Consider the following 21,081-nt stretch of genomic DNA (forward strand, 5'->3'; position numbering starts at 1 on the left):
GAGAGCCCGTCCATCCTGCACAGATATGGATGCAGAACTGTCTGATGCTGAATCAGCCGGCGAAGTCCTCCACGGTTTCAGGTGATTCGTGGTTCATGAAGGCGGATTTGCCGGTGTCCATGGCCCGCAGCCGGTCCATCTCCTGGTCGCTGAGCTGGAAGTCCCAGATATCGAGGTTCTCGCGCATGCGCTCTCGGTGGGTGGTCTTGGGGATGACGATGACCCCGTCCTGAACCAGGAAGCGCAGGGCCACCTGGGCTGCGGTCCGGCCGTGCGCTTGTCCGATCTCGGCCAGGGTCGGGTTGGTGAACATCCCTTGGCGGCCCTCGGCGAAGGGTCCCCAGGATTCGATCCGGGTGCCGTACTTATCCATGTAGGTGCGTTCCTGGGGGCGCTGGTGGAAGACGTGGGTCTCCAGCTGGTTGACAGCCGGGACGATTCTATTGAACTTGACCAGATCCACATAGCGATCGGCGTAGAAGTTCGAGACACCGATGGCGCGCAGGATCCCCTGGTCATAGAGGTCCTCAAGGGCGTGCCAGGCTGCGTAGTAGTCGTTGAAGGGCTGGTGGAGGAGGACCAGGTCCAGGTGGTCGGTACCCAGCTTCTTCAAGGACTCCTCGACCGAGGCCTTGGTCTTGTCGTATCCGTAGTTCGTGATCCAGACCTTGGTGGTCAGGAAGACCTGGTCGCGGTCGAGGCCGCTCTGGGCCAGGGCATCTCCGACGGCCTGCTCGTTTCCATAGGCCTGGGCCGTGTCGATGGCCCGGTACCCGGTCTCCAAGGCATCCAGGACTGAGCGGCGGCATTCGTCCAGGTCGGCGATTTGGTAGACGCCGAAGCCCTCCATGGGCATGAGGACGCCGTTGTTGAGTTTGACGGATGGGACCGACGTGGATGAATCATTCTGCATGGTGTTGTGCTTCTTTCTTGGCAGATGGCTTGACGGAGCTGGCTGAAAGGCAGGGCGTGCCTCTATGATCTGCTTGTTCAAGGATAAGGCCTTGAAGCAGCTTGAAGTCAAGCCGGCAAAGCGCGTCCAGCCTCCTGCGATGCTAGCGTGGATAGTGAAGTAGCTGATGGCTGGAGGCGATGATGGGGTCCAAAGCACGATTGGCCGGCAAGGTCGCACTGGGGTTGGGATTCGGGATTTTGGGAGGTTGGTGTTGGGCTCTGGCCCCCAGCCTCTCGGTGGTTGCGGGTAGGAGAAAGCCTGTCGGCCTGTCCTTGCAGCCCTGTGCCCATAGGGGTCTGCACGACTCTGGCTCGGGGATGGAGACGGCCAATCCCAACCCTGGACAGACCGCCTACCTGCACCGTATCCATGACTGCCTGAAGGTTGAATCCGATCGTCCCTCAGGCAGGCATGCCTCGGCCCAAGCCAAGCCCCCTCGGGTAGTGGCGCCTGAAAATTCTCTGACTGCCTTCGAGGCGGCCTGCAGGGCCGGCTACGGGATTGAGCTGGATGTTCATCTCAGCCGGGACGGCCAGGTGGTGGTCATCCACGATGGAGACCTGCAGCGGGTGGCTGGCGTCAACCGGGCAGTGGCGGACCTGACCTATGAGCAGCTGCAGAGGATTCCCCTGTGCCCAAGCCCTGCCCAGGCTCTTGAGTCCGGGGAAGGAATTCCTGGCTCTGCCGACCACGATGGCGGTCCCGAAACGGAGGGCGGGGACGGGGGCCTCAACGATCCCGAGGCGCAGCATGTGCCTCTTCTGTCCGAGGTGCTCGCTCTGGTGGATGGCCGGGTGCCCTTGGTCGTCGAGATCAAGATGGACAGGGGCTTGGATCGGGAGCTCATGCGTCGGACCGATGCCCTCCTGTCCAGGTACCAGGGCCCCTATGTAATTGAGTCCTTCAACGTCCTGGCCCTTGCCTGGTATCGGGTTCACCACCCAGGCGTCACCAGGGGGCAACTGGTCGCCCCCTACCATGGCCGGGTGGACTCCCGCTCATCGGCCCTGCGCTGGATGGCCGGGTCCCTCCTCTTCAACTGGCTGGGGCGGCCGGACTTCGTGGCCTGCGAGTGGCACAGCGGGCACTCACTGCCCATGCGTTTCTATCGGTTCCTAGGTGGAACGCCCATCGCCTGGACCGTCCGCTCCGAGCATGCGCAGGAGGAGGCCAGTCCGGACTTTGATGGGATTATCTTCGAGTCGTATCTGCCCGAGAGCTGAACCAGCTATACAGGCCTGAGGCCGCGGCGGCCAGGCCTATCGCCCAGAGGGCCATGATCAGGAAGTAGCCGTAGGGAAGCGGCACGACGCTCATGTCGATCTGGCCGGACAACTGATGGAAGATGACGGCCAGTACCCCCGCCATGGCCAGGGCTGAAAGCAGGATGGCCGAAAGAGCATCGATTACTGACTCCCCAATCGAAGAGCAGACCAATGTTCCACGTGAAACACCGGCAGCCTGCATCCTTCGGTTCTCCTGGCGGCGCTCGTTGACTGCGATGGCGCATGCCTGAATCAGGAAGATGGCCGTCAGGACGATGGCCCCGTTGACCATCTGGGGCATGGCCCGCTGCACCTCCTGGGACCTTTGGATTTCGGAACGAATGTACTCCTTCTTGGTGCAGGCCTTGATGCCTTTCCTGTCCCATGAAGCATTGAGCTTATTGATCAGATCGTCTGTGCGAATTTCAGGGGCGGTCCTGGCCAGGGTGGTCGATCCGCTGTTGTCTGGCGCCAGCTGCAACAGGTCTGCATCCGTCATCAGGTATTGGCCCATCTGCCCTGTCGGGGTCATATCGACTACGGCGGTGATGGTCAGCGTATGGCCTTTGTCGTACCTGTCGATCAGAGTCAGCTTGCGACCAATAGGGTTTTTCTCCTGGGTGCGGCCACTTGCAATAACGGCGATCTTGCCCGGCCCCAGGTCAGCAGCGGAGCCCTTGATGAAGATTGGGCTAATGGTATTGACGCTCTTGCCTGCTTTGTTGACATGCATAGCCATGACGGAGGGTTCGCCATTGCCGCCGGTATCTTCCTTGTCTGCAGTTTTCCAGGATCCCTCGCTATAGGTGACGGCGGATTCGACGTCTGCAGTGGACCGAAGCTGGCGATCCAGGTCTCTTGGATCATTGCTCTCTGCAGTGATCATGGTTTCGGCAGCGACCGGCTTATACCGGCTTATGGCTTCTTGCGCCCAGCTGGACCGTACTAGGGCTATTATTCCGGTCACGATGACCAGCATCAGTATGATCGGCACTGCGACGGCGGTAGAGCTCCGGTTTTCCTTCCGCGCCCTTTGCCGTGCCAGAAGACCGGCACCTCGGAAGGCCAGTTGGAAGGGGATGCCGATCAGGTTGGCGCAGGCCGGAACCAGGACAGGAGCCAGGGCGCCGATGATGACGAGCAGGCAGCCGGTCGAGGCCAGGATCTGGATTTCAATGTCCATGCCGTTGAAGCGGTGATAGACCATGGCCAGTCCTCCAGCCAGGCCGGCCAGGGCGATTATCAGGCGAAGAGGGCCGATTGACTTGGTCCCTGATCTGTTCTCGGAGTCCTGCAGGGCCTCGATGGGAGAGATGGCGGTAATCCTCCTGGCGGCGAACCAGGTTCCGAAGAGGCCTGCCAGGAGTATCCCCGCGAAAGCGAAGATAATTCCCATGGGGTGGGGATGCGCGGTCATTTCCAGTGCTTCAAGACCTGAGTTGATCAGGGACTTGGCGAATGCGGGCACCAGCAGGCATCCCGCCGAACTGCCCAGGAGGGCGGCCAAACCTACCGGAATCATGAATTCCAGCAGAGAGATGAATCTCACGGTCCTGGGAGAGGCGCCGGAAAGCCGCATCATGGCATACTCGCGACGACGGCGCTCGATTAGGAACCCCACGGAGGTGATGACCAGGAAGATGGAGACGAACCCGCATATGCAGGCGTACGTTATGGATATCAGTGCAGCGCCGTCTTGTAAGGACAGGGTCATAGCGCGGTCGTAGGAATTCATTGCGCGTGTATCTGGCATCCCGTCGCCCTTCCGAGCGGCAATGGCTACCTGGGCCCAGGCGCTGGTAAGGACTGAAGCGGCCATGACTGCCAGAACCATGACCGTGTAGGAGGACCGATGCTCATGCAGAAAGGACTGCACCAGGGAGCCCAGGCCAGGAGTGCGTGCCTTGGTTCGACCTGCGGTTTGCGAGCCGCCCCCGCCCATCGGTCCTGAGGCTCCGGTTCCTGTGATTGATCCACCTAGGGAAAGGGACTTGCCCTCCATGGTGTGCTCCTTTCTCGCCCTTGAATGCCGCTGTTCTTATTGCAACACCAGGCAAGGCCCACTCAGGGTGTTTTCAGGGTCAGACCAGGGGAAGAACCAGGGTGGCGATCAGCGATTAGGCACTCTCGTGCGAGAGGTGGGCAAGAGGACAGAGGGCGAGAGGGTGGAAGTCGAGGGATAGACGGTTGGGAGAATAGAGGTCGGGAGGATTACAGACATGATGACTGGTTCGCTAAGCTCCATGGCATTGCAGAGCCGGCAGTTTCTATAGCGACGACTTCATAGCGAACCTATCCTCACTGACGGGGTAGGGGAGGGAAGCCTAGTCCATTTTGCACAGCATCCGCCGGGACGGCCATCGAACACCGTTGAAAAAAGGACCCGAATCGTGCAGATTCGGGTCCTTGTCAGGTATGGGGTTCGTGCCCCGTCAGTTCGTTGGATCAGTCGATGACGCCGTAAAGGCGGTCGCCGGCATCGCCCAGGCCAGGCACGATGTAGGCGTGCTCGTTCAGCTTCTGATCGACTGCGCAGACCACCACCTTGAGGTTGATGGAGGGGTCCATCTCCTCCTTGAGGCGGTTCAGGCCCTCGGGAGCGGCCAGAATGTTGATGGAGGTCACGTCCTTGGCGCCGCGCTCGGCAAGGTATTTGGTGGCGGCGATCAGGGTGCCGCCGGTGGCCAGCATGGGATCCAGCAGGAAACACTGACGCCCGGAGAGGTCCTCCGGCAGGCGGTTGGCGTAGGTGATGATGTCCAGAGTGTTCTCGTCGCGCTTGAGACCAAGGAATCCGACCTCGGCGGTTGGCAGCAGCCGGGTCATGCCGTCAAGCATGCCCAGTCCGGCGCGCAGAATGGGGACCACCATGGGGCGTGGGGAGCAGAGCTTCTTGCCCACCATGGGAGCGACAGGGGTCTCGATGGGGTGGTCTTCGATGTCCAGATTGCGGGTGGCCTCGTAGGCCTCAAGCATGACCAGTTCGCTGATCAGCTCGCGGAAGGTGTTGGAAGGGGTGTTTTTGTCCCGCAGTACGGTCAGCTTGTGCTCAATCAGCGGGTGTTCCAGTACGTGAAGTTCCATACCTCTCAGCGTAGCTCAGCGGGTCGGCTTCTGGTAGCGACCGGCAAGCCATGCTGCCTTTGATTTGGGAATGGAAATGAAAACGCCGAACCATGCAAGCGCCTGTCGGCGCAAACGCCGCTCGCAGCGGCAACAAACGGAGCCCGGGGCTTAACCATGGTCCGACGCAGTCCCCATTGTAGGGCATGCCGGGGTCTGATCTGTGTTCACGGCGCGCTTACGCTTCCGGCTTGAAAGGGTGGCGGATCCTACTCCAGCCGTCCCCGCCGCCAGAGTGATGCGCCCCTCATGAAGTCACGTGCCGTCTGATTGAGGGAGTTGACGGTGCGCTGTGCCGCGTCGACCTCCTTGGTATCCTGACCGTCCAGCTGCCGGCTCTGGGCGTCCCGGATGGTGGTCTTGATTCCGCGGGCGATCACGTCGCAGAAGGCTCCGGCGCGTTCCAGGGCTATGGCGAAGTCGCCCGTGAAAGCTCCGGAGAGGATGGAGTCGGCGGTTCGGATGATGTCGTCGGCCTCCGGGGCCTGATCCACGCCGGCGATGGCTGATGCAGCGCTGTCAGTGGGTTCGCCCAGCCGCCACAGGCGGCTGATTCCATCAGCGTCCTTACGCATCCAGCTGCGAAGCATGTAGAGCCGCCAAAGAATGCCAGGCAGAGAGTCGGGGTCACTGTCGCTCCAGAGCTCGGCCACTATATCCACGCCCTCGCGGTCGACCAGGGTCAGGACTCGTTTGACGATGGCCGGGTCGGCGCTGTGGTGGACCCGGTCCAGCAGGGAGGCTGCTGACACATGGCTCATCTCGCTGATCTGCTGTGGATCCATGCCTCCGGAGAGCTGGTCGGCGATGGCCGGATCCAGCTGACCAGGGCGTGAAGGACGCGATGCTCCGGTGCCGGAGGCTACGAATCCCGTGCGGGAGGAGCGGATTGAGGATGAACCGATTCTGGAGTTGCTGTCAGTAGACAATGGGAGTCACCTTCTGTATGTCGATGATGGTCGGATGATTGGGGTCGCCGGTCAGACTGAGGACGACGGCGTTGCCGGTGGGCATGAAGGGGGAGTCATCGGGCAGCCGTTTGGACAGCGATCCGCTGGAGCATAGCCCGCGCAGCTTCTCGAAGACTCCTCCCAGGACAGGGCGATGCATGCAGATCATGATGGTTCTGTTACCTGTCAGCAGGTCGGCCATCTGCCCGTCCAGCCAGGTGTGGGCCTGGTCTGGGCGTCGGTGGTAGGAGGACTCCGTCAGACAGGTCACCATCTCTATGGGCAGGCCTACCTCGTCGGCGTAGGGTCGCAATGTCTGCACACAGCGGATCCAGGGGGAGGACAGGAGGTTGTCGGGCGCGAAGCAGGCCAGCTCACGAGCCAGGGCATAGGAGGTGCCGGCACCCCTGGGGGTCAGGGGACGATTCGCGTCCTTGCCTGTCCACTCCTTCCGGGCCACAGCCTTGCCGTGGCGGACGATGATCAACTGACGAGCCCGGATGCCTCCCTGCTCCACCCGATCCACGAAGGCGTCCAGTATGGTTCTGTCGCTGGGGTGGGTCAATAGTTTGCGGGCTTCTGAGGCTCCAACCCATCGTATCTGGTCGATTTCCCTGGAATCAGGCCGGTGGATGGGTCCCAGCAGTGCACTTTGACCGGCGGCGTGCTCCGAGTCGGTCGGCGTGGCCATCCAGTAGCAGATGTGTTTGAGCCTGCCACCTTTGCCGCCCCGACTCCTGCCCTCGTTGTTCAGCGGATATTCGGCATCTCCCAGGTATGGCCCCAGCCGGACAAGACAGCCGGTCTCCTCGCCCACCTCGCGCACGGCCGCCCGCATGTGGGTCTCACGATTCTCCAGCTTGCCCTTGGGCCAGCTCCAGTCGTCGTACTTGGGACGATGGACCAGGCAGAGCTCCAGCTGATCGAGGTCGGAGCGTGGGCTGGCTCCTGGGGCTGCTCGGCCGTCGTCGCTGAATTTCATCCATCCCTGGAAGCTTGTGCGCCACCGGTAGAGGATGGCTCCGGCTGCCTCGACCGTCCTGCTCATGGCCGGGCGCCATCCCAATCGTCCGCCTTGGCGGCGGACCGGCCGGTCGGGAGGCGCATCATCATCTCCTGGCCCTGGGGGTTCGGGTGTGACGGTCGATCAGGTACTCCTGGGAGTCGACCAGAGGCCGGCCCTGATCATCGCGGCTGTGCCGCACATAGGTGCCGTCGGGCTGCATGTGCCAGGAGCTGGTGGTGTCGGCCATCTGCAGATCCACGTAGTCGATCAGTCCCTGCACCTGCTCGGGCGCAGTGATGCGGACAAGCGCCTCCACGCGGCGGTCCAGGTTGCGATGCATCAGGTCGGCGGAGCCTATCCAGACCTCTGGCCCGGCCAGAGGACCCTCGCCGATTTGGGGGCCCTGGGAGTTGGCGAAGGCGAAGATGCGGCTGTGCTCCAGGAACCGGCCCAGGATGGAGTGGACTCGGATGTTCTCGCTCAGTCCGGGCACGCCAGGTTTCAGGGAGCAGATGCCACGCTCCACGATGTCGATGCGGACCCCCGCCTGGCTGGCCCGGTAGAGGGCGTCGATGATCTTTTCATCCACCAGGGAGTTGACCTTGATTCGTATCCATGCAGGCTTGCCGTTCAGGGCGGTCTCTTCCTCGCGGGCGATCCGCTGCAGCAGCCCGGAGCGGACTGTGCGTGGGGCTACCAGCAGTCGGTGGAAGGAGGACTTGGGTGCATAGCCTGACAGCTGGTTGAAGAGCCTGGTCAGGTCCTGTCCCACCACTGGGTCACAGGTCAGCAGACCAAGGTCGGTATACTGGCGGGCGGTCTTGGGGTTGTAGTTGCCGGTGCCTACGTGGCAGTAACGACGCAGGCCGTCCTGCTCCTGACGGACCACCAGGGAGAGCTTGCAGTGGGTTTTCAGGCCCACGATCCCGTAGACAACGTGGACACCGGCCCGTTCCAGCTGACGAGCCCAGGCGATGTTGGCCTCCTCATCGAACCGGGCCTTGATCTCGACCAGGGCCAGGACCTGCTTGCCGGCGTGCGCGGCATCCACCAGGGCATTGATGATGGGCGAGTTGCCCGAGGTCCGGTAGAGGGTCTGCTTGATGGCCAGCACTCGCGGATCGGCTGCTGCCTGCTCCAGGAAGGCCTGAACTGAAGTGGAGAAGGAGTCATAGGGGTGGTGAAGGAGGATGTCATGCTCGCGGATGGCGGCGAAGATGTCCTGGGCCTGGCTGGATTCCACCTCGGCTATCTGCCGGTTGGTGGTGGGAATGAATGGGCGAAACTTGAGGTCGGCCCGATCGATGGACTGCAGTTCGAACAGGACGGTGCAATCCAAGGGGGCGGGTAGCCGATAGACCTCCTCCTGATTGACTCTAAGCTTGCTGGCCAGCAGCTGGGAGAGGAAGGGAGAGGCGGAGTCGGAAATCTCCAGGCGGATGGGCGGTCCGAACCGCCGTTGCAGCAGCTCCTTCTCCATGGCGTTGAGCAGGTTTTCGGCGTCGTCCTCCTCGACGTCAATATCCTCGTTGCGGGTGACGCGGAAGGAGCGGGCCTCCTTGATGATCATGCCTGGGAAGAGGTATTCCAAATGGGCGATGATCAGGTTCTCCATGGTGATGAACCCGTAGCGCTCCTCCCGACCCTCTTCGTCGGTCAGGTCGTCCACAGGAACCAGGCGGGAGAGATTGTCGGGAATCTTGACGCGGGCGAAGTGGGTCTTGCCCGAGGTGGGGTTCTCCACCAGGACCGCCAGGTTCAGGGAGTTGCCTGAGATATAGGGGAAGGGGTGGGCCGGGTCGACGGCCAGCGGGGTCAGGACCGGAAAGACCTGGTTGCGGAAGAAGTTGGTGAGCCGTTCCTGTTCCTGACTGCTCAGCTGTGTCCAGCTCAGAAGGATGATGCTTTCGGCCGCGAGATCAGGCAGGATGTGGTCGATGACGTAGTGGGCATGCTCGTCCTGAAGCTTGTGCGCCTGCTCGGAAATGGCTCTCAGTTGCTGACGAGGGCTCATTCCGCTGGCTGCAGTCACAGCGATGCCGGTGTCTACGCGACGCTTCAGACCAGCCACGCGAACCATGAAGAACTCATCAAGATTGCTGGCGAAGATGGCGGCGAAGTTGGCGCGCTCCAACAGGGGCACGCTCTCATCTTCGGCCAGTTCAAGCACGCGTTTGTTGAACTTGAGCCAGCTCAGCTCCCGGTCGAAATAGCGATCCTCAGGCAAGGGCGAGACCGGGTGATCCGAGTGCCTGGATACGTGCCGTGCCTGGCCGTCGGTCTCGGCAATATGCTCCGCGATCTGGCTGCGTAGCAAGGCCTTGGAGGGTGCGTCAAATTTCTGAACCATACCATAGCACTTTATTCGCAGGTGCCGTCCTCTGCAATCGTTGATAAAGCCTGTGGATAAATAGGGACGGCCCCCCGCAGGAGGCCGTCCCTACAAGGTCGGTCCAGATGGAATCTCTGCACAACATCATCGTTGCAACGGTCAAGTCTTATATACCCGTCCAACGTATCGGTCCTGGTGGCCATACACTTTGTGGGCTTCCGTGCTCTTGAACCGTCCTTGTATATGCCATTATGCCAGTTTTGTGGCCGATGGCAAGATATTCATGGGGTTAGAGCCGAGAAGGTTGCTGGCTTGAACTTTTGTGCGGTTGCGTGCATTGAGCTAGGTAGAAAGTGCCGGTTTTGGAGGAATCTGTCGCTTCCCTGTGAGCATCTGTGGCATTCCATGGACATGGGCTTAAAAATGCTGCAATTTCGGGCGTGTCGTGGGTTTGACGCATGTGTTCACACAGAGGGTGAAGCGATGTGGAGGCATAGGGTCATTCGACCACATCGGTTCCGGGTACTGGTGCTGACGTCAAAAGGTGGATGTACTGGTAGCCATGACTGGAATGAGTGCAGGCAGACCGCCGACGATGATAAAAGGCGGCATAAAAGGGCGGGAACCCGAATGGACTCCTCACTCCTTTGATTCGTTCGGGTTGTCTTCGGAACGTCGGCCAGGGAGGGTGACTGGCGAAGATACAGGCATCGGGCAAGGTGGCTCAGAAGTCAAATACGGGTCCGCTGTGACGGGGCTGGTCTTTCTCTCGGCTTCTGGAGGAATTGGGCTGACAACCATGACGGCCCTGATGGCCAAACAGCTTCGGAACATGGCCCTGTCATGCGCTCTGGTGGATTTGGACCTGGATGGAGGAGGGATGGATGTCCTGGTCGGCATCGAGGGGGCGCCTGGCATGCGATTGGGGCGGATTCGTGCTCCCCTGGGCCGGGTGGATCCTCAGGCCCTTCGTGAAGAGCTGCCGGTCTGGGATGGCATCCCGCTGCTCAGCAACGATCCCTGGAGTGCTCCGCCACAGGGCTGGTGGGACATGGACGCAGCTGTCAGCGCGATGGCAGGATTTGCCGATTTCCTGCTGATTGATGCCGGTCGGGGCCAGGGTCTGGGTAATTTGCGCTCGCTGAAGGGACTGCCTTCGCTGTTGATGGTGGACATGACCGTGCTGGGCCTTGCACGGGCGAAGGCACTTCTCCATGCCCTGAATGCCCACAGGGATGCTGATGATCGAACTCAAGACAGCCCATTGATTTCGTGTAGGCCTCCTATGGCTCTGATTGGGATGATGCCCACTCGGCACCGGGTCAGTCATGGTGTCGACCCGGAGCAGGCGGAGGAGTTTCTGGGCCGATCGGTGGACGTGGTTCTCAAGCCACAACCGAGACTGTCGGCATCCGTCCTGGACGGGCGCGGCCTGGAACGGGTGCCGCGCACTTACGCCCGGGCCCTTCATCCCCTGGCAGAGCGGATCGCGGGGATGGTCGTCGTCGGCGCAAAAAAGGAAGAGCGGGTCTCTTCTGGCGGATTGGCTCGGTCCGAGGCTGTCAAATGATCACGGGGAACGGGAAAAGCCTTGAAGGTTCATTCCCTGACGACTATTCGTCTCAACCGCCCACTTTCGGCTACCTGGATGGGCTGGTGAGTGATCCTGCGGTGACTGACATCGCGGTGACCGGGCAGGGCGATGTATGGATCGACCGGGGCGCGGGGATGGAGGAGGTTCTGCTTCGGCCCGGGTTCACCGGACCTCGGGCAGTAAGGGACTTTGCTGTGCAGTTATGCGCTCAACTGGGGCGTCGCCTGGACGATGCCCGGCCCATGGCTGATGCTTCCAGCAGGGAGGGGATCAGAGTCCACGCCGTGCTTGCCCCGCTCGTGCCCGAGGGCGCAGCCATTTCCATCAGACTGCCCAACAGACACCCGCCAGGGCTGGAGGAGCTGGCTGCTGCTGGGTTGTGTCCTGCCAGCTGGCTCTTCATCCTTCGGGCGCTGGTGGTCAATCGGGCCAGCATTCTGGTGACTGGCGGCACGGGTGCCGGCAAGACCACACTTCTGCGGGCCCTGCTGCGCATGTGTCCACAGGAGCAACGGCTGGTCGTCGTGGAGGAAGTCCGTGAGCTTGGTCGTATCGACGGTCACAGGAATATGGTTTCCCTGGCTGTCAGAGAGTCCAACATTGAAGGGGCAGGGGGTGTGGGGTTGGTCGATCTGGTCAAGGCCACACTGCGTATGCGGCCCGATCGGATCATCCTGGGCGAGTGCCGGGGTGAGGAGATAGCTGATCTGTTGCGGGCTTTCAATTCCGGTCATCGGGGCGGGATGGCCACGCTGCATGCCGACAACGTGGAACGAGTTCCAGCCAGACTGGCGACTCTGGGGTTGCTGGCGGGGCTGCAGCCGAGGGCACTGGCGGCTCTGGCCCAGGGGGCGTTTGACGCTGTTGTCCATCTGGAACGTTCAGGCGGTCATAGACATATCGCTCAGATTGGTCGACTGACGACGGCCGCTGACGGCCGGCTTTTGGGGGAGGCTGTCTGTACTTGGCCGGGCCGAGGGACCGCTACGTATGGAACAGCTTGGTCGAAGTTTGCCAGGCGGTGGGGCATTGTGACCAGCGCCCCGGCGGGCGTTCCGTAGTTCGAGGTGGATTATGAATGACGAGACTGCAGCCTGGTTGGCTGCGATGATGACGGCTTTTGCCTGTCTGGCCCTGCTTCCGTTGAGAGGCGACACGGCCGCAAGGCTGAAGGCCATGTCGGTCAAGCCCTCCGCACAGTCGGATCGGCCCGGACTGGCGGTGCTGATCGCTTCCCTGCTTGCTTATGTCGACAATGGAGGCGGTCTGGTAGAGGCTTTCGAAGAGGCATCCGGACGGCGATTCGCCACCCGTGAGGTCACGCGGGAACGTGTCATGGTCATGTTGGAGAACCGGTGCTTGCCCCAGGAACAAGGGCCGACTCTGACGATTATGGCACAGGCTCTGATGGCCTGTTATGGGCTCAGCGCCATCCTGGGGTGCCGGGCTTCGGATGGACTGCGCACCGTGGCAGCCATGCAGACGCGGCGGGCGGCTCTGGATGAGGCCCGGGAAAAAGCTTTTGCTGTGCCCAAGGCCACGATTCGCCTCCTGTCGACCCTGCCAGCGTTGACAATCATCATGGGGGAGTTCATGGGAGCGCGACCGTTGGCTTTCCTGTGTCGCTCAGGACCGGGAACCATCTGTCTGATCCTGGGAGTGGCCTTCTATGTTCTTGGTCTGGTTTGGATGCATCTGCTGATGAATGATCTGGGCAGGGAGAATCCATGGATCTGAAACCACTGATTGCCGCTCTGTCGACCATAATGGCCTTTCTGCTTATGAAATTTGACGGCTCGGATGAGCGATTGGCTGATGAGCAGGTCTCCACGCCGCCCTTGAGTCTGGTATTGGCTTTGCTGGGAGTCGCTGTTCGTCAGGGAGCTTCACTGCCCAGGGCTTTGAGCGTGGTTGGCGGGCTGCTGCCAGGCCCTTATGGGCTTCGGATGGTTCGCGTGGCTCACCTGCTCAGACGTGGTAATGGATGGGATCTGTCCTGGTCGGGAGCAATCGGTGATCCTGGTTACGGACGGTCCATGCAGGTCCTGGCTGACTGTCTGGAGCCGTCCTGGCGTTTGGGATCATCGCCTCTGACGCGTATCGGGACGACCATGCGCCAGCTGGATCACCATGCCCGCAGCATGCTGGCCCGGGCCACAGCGACGATAACCGTCAGGCTGTTGGTGCCGACAGGACTGTGCATTCTGCCGGCCTTCGTCCTGATTGGAGTCATCCCCTGCATTGCGGCTTTCGCGGGTGGGATGTCCTGAGGATATGGAGCTCTTACGGGCACAGTTTTCCACAGGTCGACGATTTGGCTCCGCTCGTCCACATGTATCTGACAAGGCGACCGAGACGGACTGGAACGGGCACAGTGAAAGGTACCGGATGCCGGATTCCTCAGGAACGGTCATTCGCCGGGGCGGGGAAGACAAGGAAAGGCAAGGGTGAGAACGATGACATACTCACAGCAGATTGCGACGGTTTTCCATCTGCGGACCAGGCAGGCAGGAGGTCAATTGGTGCCGGTTACGACACGGTCTGCTGCAGGTGTCGGTTCCGGGTGGTTGCAAAGAATAAGACAGCGTTCCAACCGGTTCATGACGGCTTTGTACGTTCGAATCAGTCAGGCTATGGATTCTGGAGTGCGTGCCCTGCATGCGCGGCTGAGCGTGGTGCTGGCTAGGCCTGAATCGGGGGCCATCACTGCAGAATATGCCGTGATCATGGTGGCGGCCGCCACGCTGGCCGGCGTGCTGTTGGCCATTGTCAAGTCCTCTTCCACGCGCACTTTGCTGATGGGGCTGGTGAAGAAGGCGCTCAGTGCTGTCGGCTGAAAGGCGGTCCGGGTGTGGAAGACGGTGGCGATCCGATAAGGGCACGATAACGGCCGAGTTCGCCATCGTGCTTCCCGCAGTCATGGTCCTGGCTCTCATACTGCTGACGCTGACCCAGACAATCAGGATTGGCATGGTCTGTCAGGATGCGGCCAACGTGGCTGCAAGAGACCTGATCGTCACCCGGGGCAAGGGCGATTCCCAAGAACTGGTGCACCGGATGGCCGGACCGCATGCCCAAGTGAGGTTGAGTCCATCAGCAGGACAGACGGCAGTCAGGGTGTCGTGCCCAGTGGTTTCCGGCCCAATGGGTGTGCTGCCTGCACAGGTCCATGGCGATGCTGTAGCCATATTGGAGGAATGAGTCATGCCCGAACATGCCAGGAGGACGCACGTGGAGCGTACCGGTTCATGGATAAGGGGTTCGGATACGGGCTCCGGCACGGTTCTGGGCATCATGCTGATGACTCTGGTTGGCCTGGGTCTGGTTCTGGCGGCTTTGCTGGGCAATCTCATGATCTGCCGGACCCGTGCACGCACAGGCGCCGATGTTTCGGCGCTGGCTGCAGCTTCTGCCCTGGACGAAGGACAGGCGCAGCCCTGTACTCTGGCATCCCGGGTCGCCCGTCTAAACCGTGGCGTCCTGATGGACTGCCAGGTGGACGAAGGCGACGTAAAGGTCTCGGTGGGGGTAGACACCGGAGTCCCGATGATGCCCCGCCTGGTCCAGTCTGCCCGGGCAGGTCCCGAGTCCTGTGGATGAGAGGAGGAAGAGGGGCGGAAGCCTTGGGAAGAAAAGCGAACGTGTCTAAAGAAATGGATAGCCTTGAACCATGGCACTAGCACTCTATCGGCGGTATCGGCCTGACACTTTTGACGGCATCATCGGTCAGAAGCAGGTCACGGTGCCCCTTACCCGAGCTCTGGATGAGAATCGGCTGACCCATGCCTATCTCTTCTCCGGTCCTAGGGGATGTGGAAAGACCAGCAGTGCCAGGATTTTCGCCCGCTGTGTTAACTGCGCCAAGGGGCCGACCAGCCATCCCTGCGGCGAATGCGACAGCTGCAGGGATCTGGCCACCGGAGGCCCCGGTTCCATTGATGTGGTGGAGATTGACGCCGCCAGCCATAATGGCGTTGACGATGCGAGGGAACTCAGGGAGCGAGCAGGTTTCGCCCCTGTGCGCGACCGGTACAAGATCTTTATTTTGGACGAGGCTCATATGGTCACCCAGCAAGGTTTCAATGCCCTGCTGAAGATCGTCGAGGAGCCGCCGGAACACGTCATGTTCATCTTCGCCACCACAGAGCCGGAGAAGGTGATCGGCACCATCCGCTCCCGCACTCACCATTACCCCTTCCGACTGGTTCCCCAGGAAGTCATGGGGCCTTACTTGGAGGGTATTTGCGAAAAGGAGGGCATCAAGGCCGAGCCTGGTGTGCTCAAGCTGGCCATGCGGGCTGGAGGCGGTTCTGTGCGTGACACCCTTTCCGTGCTGGACCAGCTCATGGTAGGTGCCGACGAGCGCACCATCACCTATGGTGCGGCTGTAGCTCTGCTGGGGTTCACTCCTGCCACACTGATCACCGAAGCTGTGGATGCGCTGATCGCCCACGATGGAGCTGACCTCTACGGGGTCATTCAAAAGGTTGTCGTCGGCGGGTTCGAGCCCCAGCGCTTCGTCGAGGATCTGCTAGCCCATGTCCGCGACCTGCTGGTTCTCAAACTGGCGGGAGACCGGGCTGAAAGCGTGCTTAGCGAGGATGCCGACGACGACCAGGTGGCCGATCTGCATCGGCAGGCGGATGCATTGGATCTGCAGGTCCTGACCAGAATGGCTGACATCATCAATGATGCGCTGGCGGGAATGAATGGAGCCACCTCGCCCAGGATGCGCTTGGAGCTGCTGGCTGCCAGGCTGCTGGCAATTGGTTGCGAGCATATGGAGCAGGCACCGGCCGCAGGGGCAACTTCCACCGTTGGTCCGACCCCAGCGCCAGCCCGCAGCGGGTTCATCGGCGCTGACAGGTCTCAGCAGAACGGTCGGCCGTCCAGAGCATCTCAGTCTGGTAGTGCTGACAGCGTTGATCGCCCTGAACAACCTGGCAGAGCAGGATCGTCGTCTGCAGCAGCGCCCGCTTCCTTTGCCGGACCACAGAACATAGCAGGTTCCCATTCCGATTCCCCAGCCGGCGGAAAGCAAGGAGGCGAAGGACGGCGCACCCATTCAGGCTCAGTCTCTATCCAACCCGAGCACAAGCAAGCCCCCTCCTCGCCGACTGGGCAGACGGCGGGGCAGGTCGGATTATCCAATCCTTCCGGACCCGCCCGGTCTCCGGAACCGCTTCGGTCTGTACAACCGCAGGCTATGCGAGGACAGGAAGCAGAGATTCCAACTGGTACGGAACTGGATAAGCGCTGGGATGCCCTGGTGGCTGCCCTGCCGGATGAGGTCCGGCAATATGTGGTGCGGGACCGTGTGCCTACTGTGGCCATGAAAGCAGATCCCTCAGGCCGCAAGCGACTGTCTATGACCTTCGACCGTCCGCTCAGCCAGCATGCTTTCGCCATGGCCGTGGCTGCGCAGTCGGTTGACGGGGAGACCAAAGTTCCGCGTATTGTCATGGTCCGCGCTCGCCAGGAGTTTGGACAGGCCACCATGATCGCCCCATCAGGGACGGCTGCCAACGGCGAAACGGTAGAGTCTGTCAACAAGATGTCTCCTCAGCGTCGAGCAGAGGTCAAGAAGGAAGTGGCTCTGGCACGGGCCGGCTTGGCCACCATGAACCTTGGAGCGGCGGTCATGCCTCATGCAGCCACGGAACAGGGGCATGCCCCTAGGGAGATGACAGCCTCGGCTGGTCATGAGGGTGAGACTGGAGCATCGGCACCTGAGGGGAGGTCCATCCCTGGAGAAGCTTCAGGTGATGGGAACTCCGACGACGCCCACCACCCGGTCGGCGGTCCGGTCCAATCGTCTTCGGAACCCCTGCCGGCGGCGGGCTTTGGCTCAACTGCTTCTACGGTATTGCCGGACGATGATCCCTGGGCACATCCCATGCCAGCGACGCATACGACGCAAAGGGTCTGGCGGTCCGGTGAGGGTAGCGACGGATCCGATGGTCAGAAAGACCATGAGTCCAAAAAGGTAGCTCTGCCCGACATGAGCGATGACACGGATCCTTGGGCCGTGCCCGATTCCGGGGCCAGTGCCGCAGCCCCTGCAGAGTCCTCTGGCAGTCAAGGCCATGAGACTTCGAATCAGAGGCTTGAAGTTTCGAAGTCGGTTGATTCATCTGGTCAGGGAAGCGTCTCGAGTGCAACCTCGGCTCCGACATTGGAGACCGGATCGGTTTCCGATGAAGGGGCCATGGCGACTGGCATATCAACCTCGTCGGACGTGCAGAGCGACGATCACGGCTCTGATGCCGCCGGCGGCTTGGTTGGCATCCAGGCAGCGGCAAAGGTCCCTGGAGCTGAGGACAGGAGAATGCCCGCAGGCTTCGCTAGTCCGGCTTCCGGTGGCCCCAGTCAGGATGGAGCCTCGTCTGCTGCTGTTTCCTCCCAGGCTCCAAGGCCGTCCGTGGATCCCGAGGACGACGTCTATTCCATGGACGATGCCAGGCTTGGGGCGGACAATGCCATGAACCAGGATGAACTGACCAAAATGTTCGACGTGACCAAGGTAGAGGATTTTGCTGCTGACGACCCCCAGAATCCGATCAACGTCCAAAAGCGCCGGCAGGAACAGGCGCAGCGACAGGGAGGTGAGTGATGGCAGCTACCTATGATGGGGCCATTCAAGAGCTGATCGATGCCTTTGCCCAGCTGCCTGGCATCGGTCCCAAGGGTGCACAGCGCATCGCCTTTTACATTCTGGGGGCCGATCGGCGCAGCGCTCAGGATCTGGCCGATGCCATTGTCGCCGCCAAGGAGAAGGTTCGGTTTTGCGAGATCTGTGGCAATGTCTGCGAGACCAGCCCATGCCCCATCTGTCAGGATCCGCGTCGTGACCGCAGCATCATCTGCGTAGTCGAGGAACCCAAGGACGTGATGAGCATCGAACGTACCGGAGAATACCGGGGTCTATATCATGTGCTGGGTGGGGCCATTGACCCTATGTCCAACGTCGGGCCAGGCGATCTGCGCATTCCCGAGCTCTTGAAACGGCTGGGTACGGATCAGGTCAAGGAGGTCATGCTGGCACTGGATCCCAACATCGAAGGCGAAGCCACCACCACCTACCTGGGACGGTTGCTGGGTCCTCTGGATCTGCGGGTCACCAGGCTGGCCAGCGGCCTGCCCGTCGGCAGCGATTTGGAATATGCTGACGAGATCACCCTTGGCCGTGCAATATCCGGTCGCCGCGATCTGTAAGGTCCGCGCTCATTGTTTCGCATGTTGGTGGAGGGGGTCTGATAGAACGGTGTCGTTCGTATAATCCGTGTAATCAATATGTTGCAGATGATGGTCTAGTGGCTTAACCGTCGCGGGATGGAACAGCAGTGGCACTTATCGTTCAGAAGTATGGCGGGTCCTCGGTGGCGGACTCGGACTCCATCAAGCGTGTGGCCAAGCGTATCATTGATACCAAGCGCGCCGGCAATGACATCGCAGTGGTGGTTTCCGCCATGGGGGACACCACTGATGACCTGATCGATCAGGCCATGGATGTGGATTCCAATCCTCCTGCCCGTGAGATGGACATGCTCATGACGGCGGGGGAGCGTATCTCCATGAGCCTGCTGGCCATGAGTATCCATGCGCAAGGCGAGCACGCCCACTCCTTCACAGGTTCGCAGGCTGGATTCATGACTGATGCACGCTATGGCGCAGCCCACATCCGCCATGTCCGACCCCAGCGAGTCATGAAGGCCTTGGACCGAGGCGAAGTGGGAATCGTAGCAGGCTTCCAGGGGGTCAACGCCGACGGCGATGCCACCACCTTGGGCCGCGGCGGCTCGGACACCTCGGCTGTGGCTCTGGCTGTGGCGCTCAATGCGGATGTCTGCGAGATCTATACCGACGTGGACGGCGTATTTACAGCCGATCCGCGCATTGTGCCCACCGCTCGAAGAATTGCCCGCATCTCATATGAGGAGATGCTGGAGATGGCCGCCGCCGGATCCAAGGTGCTGGCCCTGCGCTGCGTGGAGTATGCGCAGCGCTTCCGCATGCCCATCCATGTGCGCAGTTCCTTTTCCCACCGTCCGGGCACGCTGATCATGCCCGACGATGTCGATGTTGACAAGATTCCCAATCTGGAGACCGGCCAGTTGCCGGATCGCCCCGCTGCACACACCGACAGGCAACGGGATATGACGGAAGGAAGGTCATGACCAACGGCGAATCCATGGGCGACTTGTTCCCGGACCTGAACGGTCCCGAGTCACCCATCATCTCAGGGGTTGCGCACGACCGCAGTGAGACCCAGGTCAGCCTGCGGGCAGTGCCAGATCGACCTGGCGTAGCCGCACAGCTCTTCACTATCCTTGCCGAGGGCGGCATCAACATCGATATGATTGTTCAGGCTGGGGCGGCCACCGGAACCGTGGACATTTCCTTCACGCTGCCGTCCGCTCAGGCTGACCAGGTGGTCCCCATGCTGGATGACTCCCGCGAGCAACTGGGGTTCCGCTCGGTCGACATCAATCCCGAGGTGGGTAAGGTGACCCTGGTAGGGGTGGGCATGAAGACCCATTCGGGTATCACGGCCACCTTCTTCCGCGCCTTGAGCGACCGGCATATCAACGTGCTTATGATTTCGACCTCCGAGATTCGCATCTCTGCCCTGGTGCCTATCCAGGATCTGGATGAGGCGGTGCGGGCCATCCATACGGCCTTCCATTTGGATGCCGACCAGGTCGAGGCGGTCGTTTATGGCGGCACGGGTCGCTGAGCGGAGAGGAGAGAGCAATGACGGATAAGGCTGATTTAGCGAACAACGGTCGCCGTGGCATCAATGTAGCCGTTCTGGGCGCCACCGGCCAGGTAGGCATGGTCATGCGCCGCATGCTGGACGAACGGGACTTCCCTGTAGCTGACCTGCGCTTCATGGCCTCATCCCGGTCTGCCGGCGAACAGTTGCGCTGGCGCGACAGGACCATCACGGTTGAGGATGTGGAGCAGGCCGACCTGAGCGGAATCGATCTGGCCATCTTCTCCGCCGGCGGTTCGACCTCAGGAACCTGGGCCCCACGCTTCGCCGAGGCCGGAGCCTACGTGGTCGACAACTCCTCCCATTGGCGGATGGATCCCGATGTCCCCTTGGTGGTGTCTGAGGTCAACCCCGAAGACCTGGATCTTATACCACGACGAATCGTAGCCAATCCCAATTGCACCACCATGGCCTGCATGCCGGTGTTGAGCCCCTTGGCCAAGGCATATGGTCTGCGCCGACTGATCGTCTCCTCCTACCAGGCTGTGTCGGGGGCTGGTCGTGCCGGCGTCCTCCAGCTACGCGACGAGGCCAAAACAGCCGTGGAGCAGGGTGCTGATCGTTTGGTCTTCGATGGATCGGCCATTGAGTTCCCCCCACCCACCAAGGTCGTGCGCACCATCGCCTTCAACGCTGTTCCTTTTATAGGCGACTTGGTCGATGACGGCAGCGGGGAGACCGATGAGGAGCAGAAGCTGCGCAATGAGAGTCGCAAGATTCTCCACCTGCCTGATCTGGCCGCCTCCTGCACCTGTGTGCGTGTAGGAGTCTTCACTGCCCACGGCATGAGCATCAATGCCGAGTTCGAGCACGATGTCACTCCTGATCAGGCCCGCGACCTGCTGTCCAAAGCCCCCGGAGTAAGTCTGGCGGAAATACCCACTCCTCTGGACGCAGCCGGCAAGGACCCCAGCTTCGTGGGCCGCATCCGCCAGGACCAGGCTGTGGAAGGCAAGAAGGGATTGTCCATGTTCGTGGCCAATGACAATCTGCGCAAGGGAGCCGCCCTCAACGCCGTGCAGATCGCCGAGCTGATCGCCCGCAAGCACTTCGCCGACAGGATCTGAGATGATCGGTTCG

Annotated in this window: 19 protein-coding genes; 13 read left to right on the forward strand and 6 right to left on the reverse strand. The window is 61.2% G+C overall.

Translation table 11 applies throughout. From position 1 onward, the window contains the following. Nucleotides 1–52 precede the first annotated feature (52 nt). The gene (locus tag H3T88_RS00455) at nucleotides 53–913 is read right to left on the reverse strand and encodes an aldo/keto reductase (RefSeq protein WP_198203194.1); all 861 of its coding nucleotides are present in this window, start codon (nucleotides 911–913) and stop codon (nucleotides 53–55) included. A gap of 182 nt (nucleotides 914–1,095) precedes the next feature. On the opposite strand from H3T88_RS00455, the gene H3T88_RS00460 reads away from it, so the two are divergent. Beyond that, entirely contained in the window at nucleotides 1,096–2,178 is a 1,083-nt protein-coding gene (locus tag H3T88_RS00460; RefSeq protein WP_198203195.1) for a glycerophosphodiester phosphodiesterase family protein, read from the forward strand. On the opposite strand, the gene H3T88_RS00465 is transcribed toward H3T88_RS00460, so the two are convergent. The 5 genes from H3T88_RS00465 to H3T88_RS00485 form a co-directional block, all read right to left on the reverse strand. Further along, nucleotides 2,147–4,222 (reverse strand): ABC transporter permease, encoded by a 2,076-nt coding sequence (locus H3T88_RS00465; RefSeq protein WP_198203196.1) that lies wholly within the window; start codon nucleotides 4,220–4,222, stop codon nucleotides 2,147–2,149. The two genes, H3T88_RS00460 and H3T88_RS00465, sit on opposite strands and share 32 nt — an antisense overlap. 443 nt (nucleotides 4,223–4,665) lie before the next feature. Beyond that, nucleotides 4,666–5,304, reverse strand: a complete 639-nt coding sequence (gene upp / locus H3T88_RS00470; RefSeq protein WP_015022561.1) for a uracil phosphoribosyltransferase — start codon at nucleotides 5,302–5,304, stop codon at nucleotides 4,666–4,668. Between the two features lie 248 nt (nucleotides 5,305–5,552). Then, nucleotides 5,553–6,248, reverse strand: coding sequence for a thymidine phosphorylase (locus H3T88_RS00475; RefSeq protein ID WP_198203513.1), 696 nt, complete (start codon nucleotides 6,246–6,248; stop codon nucleotides 5,553–5,555). A gap of 13 nt (nucleotides 6,249–6,261) precedes the next feature. Then, a complete protein-coding gene (locus tag H3T88_RS00480; protein ID WP_033510844.1) occupies nucleotides 6,262–7,341 on the reverse strand; it encodes an NUDIX hydrolase in 1,080 nt (359 codons plus the stop codon). A 61-nt stretch (nucleotides 7,342–7,402) separates the two neighbouring features. After that, entirely contained in the window at nucleotides 7,403–9,649 is a 2,247-nt protein-coding gene (locus tag H3T88_RS00485; RefSeq protein ID WP_110417735.1) for an RNA degradosome polyphosphate kinase, read from the reverse strand. A gap of 781 nt (nucleotides 9,650–10,430) precedes the next feature. Between H3T88_RS00485 and H3T88_RS00490 the strand changes: the two genes are divergently transcribed. From H3T88_RS00490 to H3T88_RS00545, 12 genes are all read left to right on the forward strand, one after another. Then, nucleotides 10,431–11,201 carry a hypothetical protein gene (locus tag H3T88_RS00490; protein ID WP_015022557.1) on the forward strand — a complete coding sequence of 257 codons (771 nt, stop codon included), beginning with the start codon at nucleotides 10,431–10,433 and terminating at the stop codon, nucleotides 11,199–11,201. Then, complete coding sequence (locus tag H3T88_RS00495; protein ID WP_015022556.1) at nucleotides 11,198–12,286, forward strand: CpaF family protein; 1,089 nt, start codon at nucleotides 11,198–11,200, stop codon at nucleotides 12,284–12,286. Before H3T88_RS00490 ends, H3T88_RS00495 begins: the two co-directional genes overlap by 4 nt. A 13-nt stretch (nucleotides 12,287–12,299) precedes the next feature. Then, nucleotides 12,300–12,962, forward strand: a complete 663-nt coding sequence (locus H3T88_RS00500; protein ID WP_015022555.1) for a hypothetical protein — start codon at nucleotides 12,300–12,302, stop codon at nucleotides 12,960–12,962. Further along, a complete protein-coding gene (locus H3T88_RS00505) occupies nucleotides 12,953–13,495 on the forward strand; it encodes a type II secretion system F family protein (protein WP_015022554.1) in 543 nt (180 codons plus the stop codon). The genes H3T88_RS00500 and H3T88_RS00505 overlap by 10 nt, the downstream gene beginning before the upstream one ends. A 363-nt stretch (nucleotides 13,496–13,858) precedes the next feature. Further along, nucleotides 13,859–14,062 (forward strand): DUF4244 domain-containing protein, encoded by a 204-nt coding sequence (locus H3T88_RS00510; RefSeq protein WP_227028581.1) that lies wholly within the window; start codon nucleotides 13,859–13,861, stop codon nucleotides 14,060–14,062. Then, a complete protein-coding gene (locus tag H3T88_RS00515) occupies nucleotides 14,049–14,426 on the forward strand; it encodes a TadE/TadG family type IV pilus assembly protein (RefSeq protein ID WP_198203197.1) in 378 nt (125 codons plus the stop codon). The genes H3T88_RS00510 and H3T88_RS00515 overlap by 14 nt, the downstream gene beginning before the upstream one ends. A 3-nt stretch (nucleotides 14,427–14,429) precedes the next feature. Further along, a complete protein-coding gene (locus H3T88_RS00520) occupies nucleotides 14,430–14,825 on the forward strand; it encodes an Rv3654c family TadE-like protein (protein ID WP_198203198.1) in 396 nt (131 codons plus the stop codon). 70 nt (nucleotides 14,826–14,895) lie between these two features. Then, complete coding sequence (gene dnaX, locus H3T88_RS00525) at nucleotides 14,896–17,838, forward strand: DNA polymerase III subunit gamma/tau (protein ID WP_198203199.1); 2,943 nt, start codon at nucleotides 14,896–14,898, stop codon at nucleotides 17,836–17,838. Then, the gene (recR, locus tag H3T88_RS00530; RefSeq protein ID WP_015022549.1) at nucleotides 17,838–18,440 is read left to right on the forward strand and encodes a recombination mediator RecR; all 603 of its coding nucleotides are present in this window, start codon (nucleotides 17,838–17,840) and stop codon (nucleotides 18,438–18,440) included. The genes dnaX and recR overlap by 1 nt, the downstream gene beginning before the upstream one ends. Before the next feature lie 128 nt (nucleotides 18,441–18,568). Continuing rightward, nucleotides 18,569–19,402, forward strand: coding sequence for an aspartate kinase (locus H3T88_RS00535; RefSeq protein ID WP_015022548.1), 834 nt, complete (start codon nucleotides 18,569–18,571; stop codon nucleotides 19,400–19,402). Continuing rightward, a complete protein-coding gene (locus tag H3T88_RS00540; RefSeq protein ID WP_015022547.1) occupies nucleotides 19,399–19,962 on the forward strand; it encodes an ACT domain-containing protein in 564 nt (187 codons plus the stop codon). Before H3T88_RS00535 ends, H3T88_RS00540 begins: the two co-directional genes overlap by 4 nt. A 17-nt stretch (nucleotides 19,963–19,979) precedes the next feature. Further along, nucleotides 19,980–21,068 carry an aspartate-semialdehyde dehydrogenase gene (locus tag H3T88_RS00545; protein ID WP_015022546.1) on the forward strand — a complete coding sequence of 363 codons (1,089 nt, stop codon included), beginning with the start codon at nucleotides 19,980–19,982 and terminating at the stop codon, nucleotides 21,066–21,068. The last annotated feature ends 13 nt before the right edge of the window (nucleotides 21,069–21,081 follow it).

The sequence above is a fragment of the Bifidobacterium sp. W8110 genome (assembly GCF_016101375.1).
GTDB lineage: Bacteria > Actinomycetota > Actinomycetes > Actinomycetales > Bifidobacteriaceae > Bombiscardovia > Bombiscardovia asteroides.

What these genes read in the sequence shown, in the direction of transcription:
- H3T88_RS00510 (WP_227028581.1), top strand. Translation starts at nt 13,859, where the DNA reads ATGGATTCTGGAGTGCGTGCCCTGCATGCGCGGCTGAGCGTGGTGCTG.
- H3T88_RS00490 (WP_015022557.1), top strand. Translation starts at nt 10,431, where the DNA reads ATGACGGCCCTGATGGCCAAACAGCTTCGGAACATGGCCCTGTCATGC.
- H3T88_RS00455 (WP_198203194.1), bottom strand. Translation starts at nt 913, where the DNA reads ATGCAGAATGATTCATCCACGTCGGTCCCATCCGTCAAACTCAACAAC.
- H3T88_RS00480 (WP_033510844.1), bottom strand. Translation starts at nt 7,341, where the DNA reads ATGAGCAGGACGGTCGAGGCAGCCGGAGCCATCCTCTACCGGTGGCGC.
- H3T88_RS00465 (WP_198203196.1), bottom strand. Translation starts at nt 4,222, where the DNA reads ATGGAGGGCAAGTCCCTTTCCCTAGGTGGATCAATCACAGGAACCGGA.
- H3T88_RS00545 (WP_015022546.1), top strand. Translation starts at nt 19,980, where the DNA reads ATGACGGATAAGGCTGATTTAGCGAACAACGGTCGCCGTGGCATCAAT.
- recR (WP_015022549.1), top strand. Translation starts at nt 17,838, where the DNA reads ATGGCAGCTACCTATGATGGGGCCATTCAAGAGCTGATCGATGCCTTT.
- dnaX (WP_198203199.1), top strand. Translation starts at nt 14,896, where the DNA reads ATGGCACTAGCACTCTATCGGCGGTATCGGCCTGACACTTTTGACGGC.
- H3T88_RS00485 (WP_110417735.1), bottom strand. Translation starts at nt 9,649, where the DNA reads ATGGTTCAGAAATTTGACGCACCCTCCAAGGCCTTGCTACGCAGCCAG.
- H3T88_RS00520 (WP_198203198.1), top strand. Translation starts at nt 14,430, where the DNA reads ATGCCCGAACATGCCAGGAGGACGCACGTGGAGCGTACCGGTTCATGG.
- H3T88_RS00540 (WP_015022547.1), top strand. Translation starts at nt 19,399, where the DNA reads ATGACCAACGGCGAATCCATGGGCGACTTGTTCCCGGACCTGAACGGT.
- H3T88_RS00495 (WP_015022556.1), top strand. Translation starts at nt 11,198, where the DNA reads ATGATCACGGGGAACGGGAAAAGCCTTGAAGGTTCATTCCCTGACGAC.
- H3T88_RS00505 (WP_015022554.1), top strand. Translation starts at nt 12,953, where the DNA reads ATGGATCTGAAACCACTGATTGCCGCTCTGTCGACCATAATGGCCTTT.
- H3T88_RS00500 (WP_015022555.1), top strand. Translation starts at nt 12,300, where the DNA reads ATGAATGACGAGACTGCAGCCTGGTTGGCTGCGATGATGACGGCTTTT.
- upp (WP_015022561.1), bottom strand. Translation starts at nt 5,304, where the DNA reads ATGGAACTTCACGTACTGGAACACCCGCTGATTGAGCACAAGCTGACC.
- H3T88_RS00460 (WP_198203195.1), top strand. Translation starts at nt 1,096, where the DNA reads ATGGGGTCCAAAGCACGATTGGCCGGCAAGGTCGCACTGGGGTTGGGA.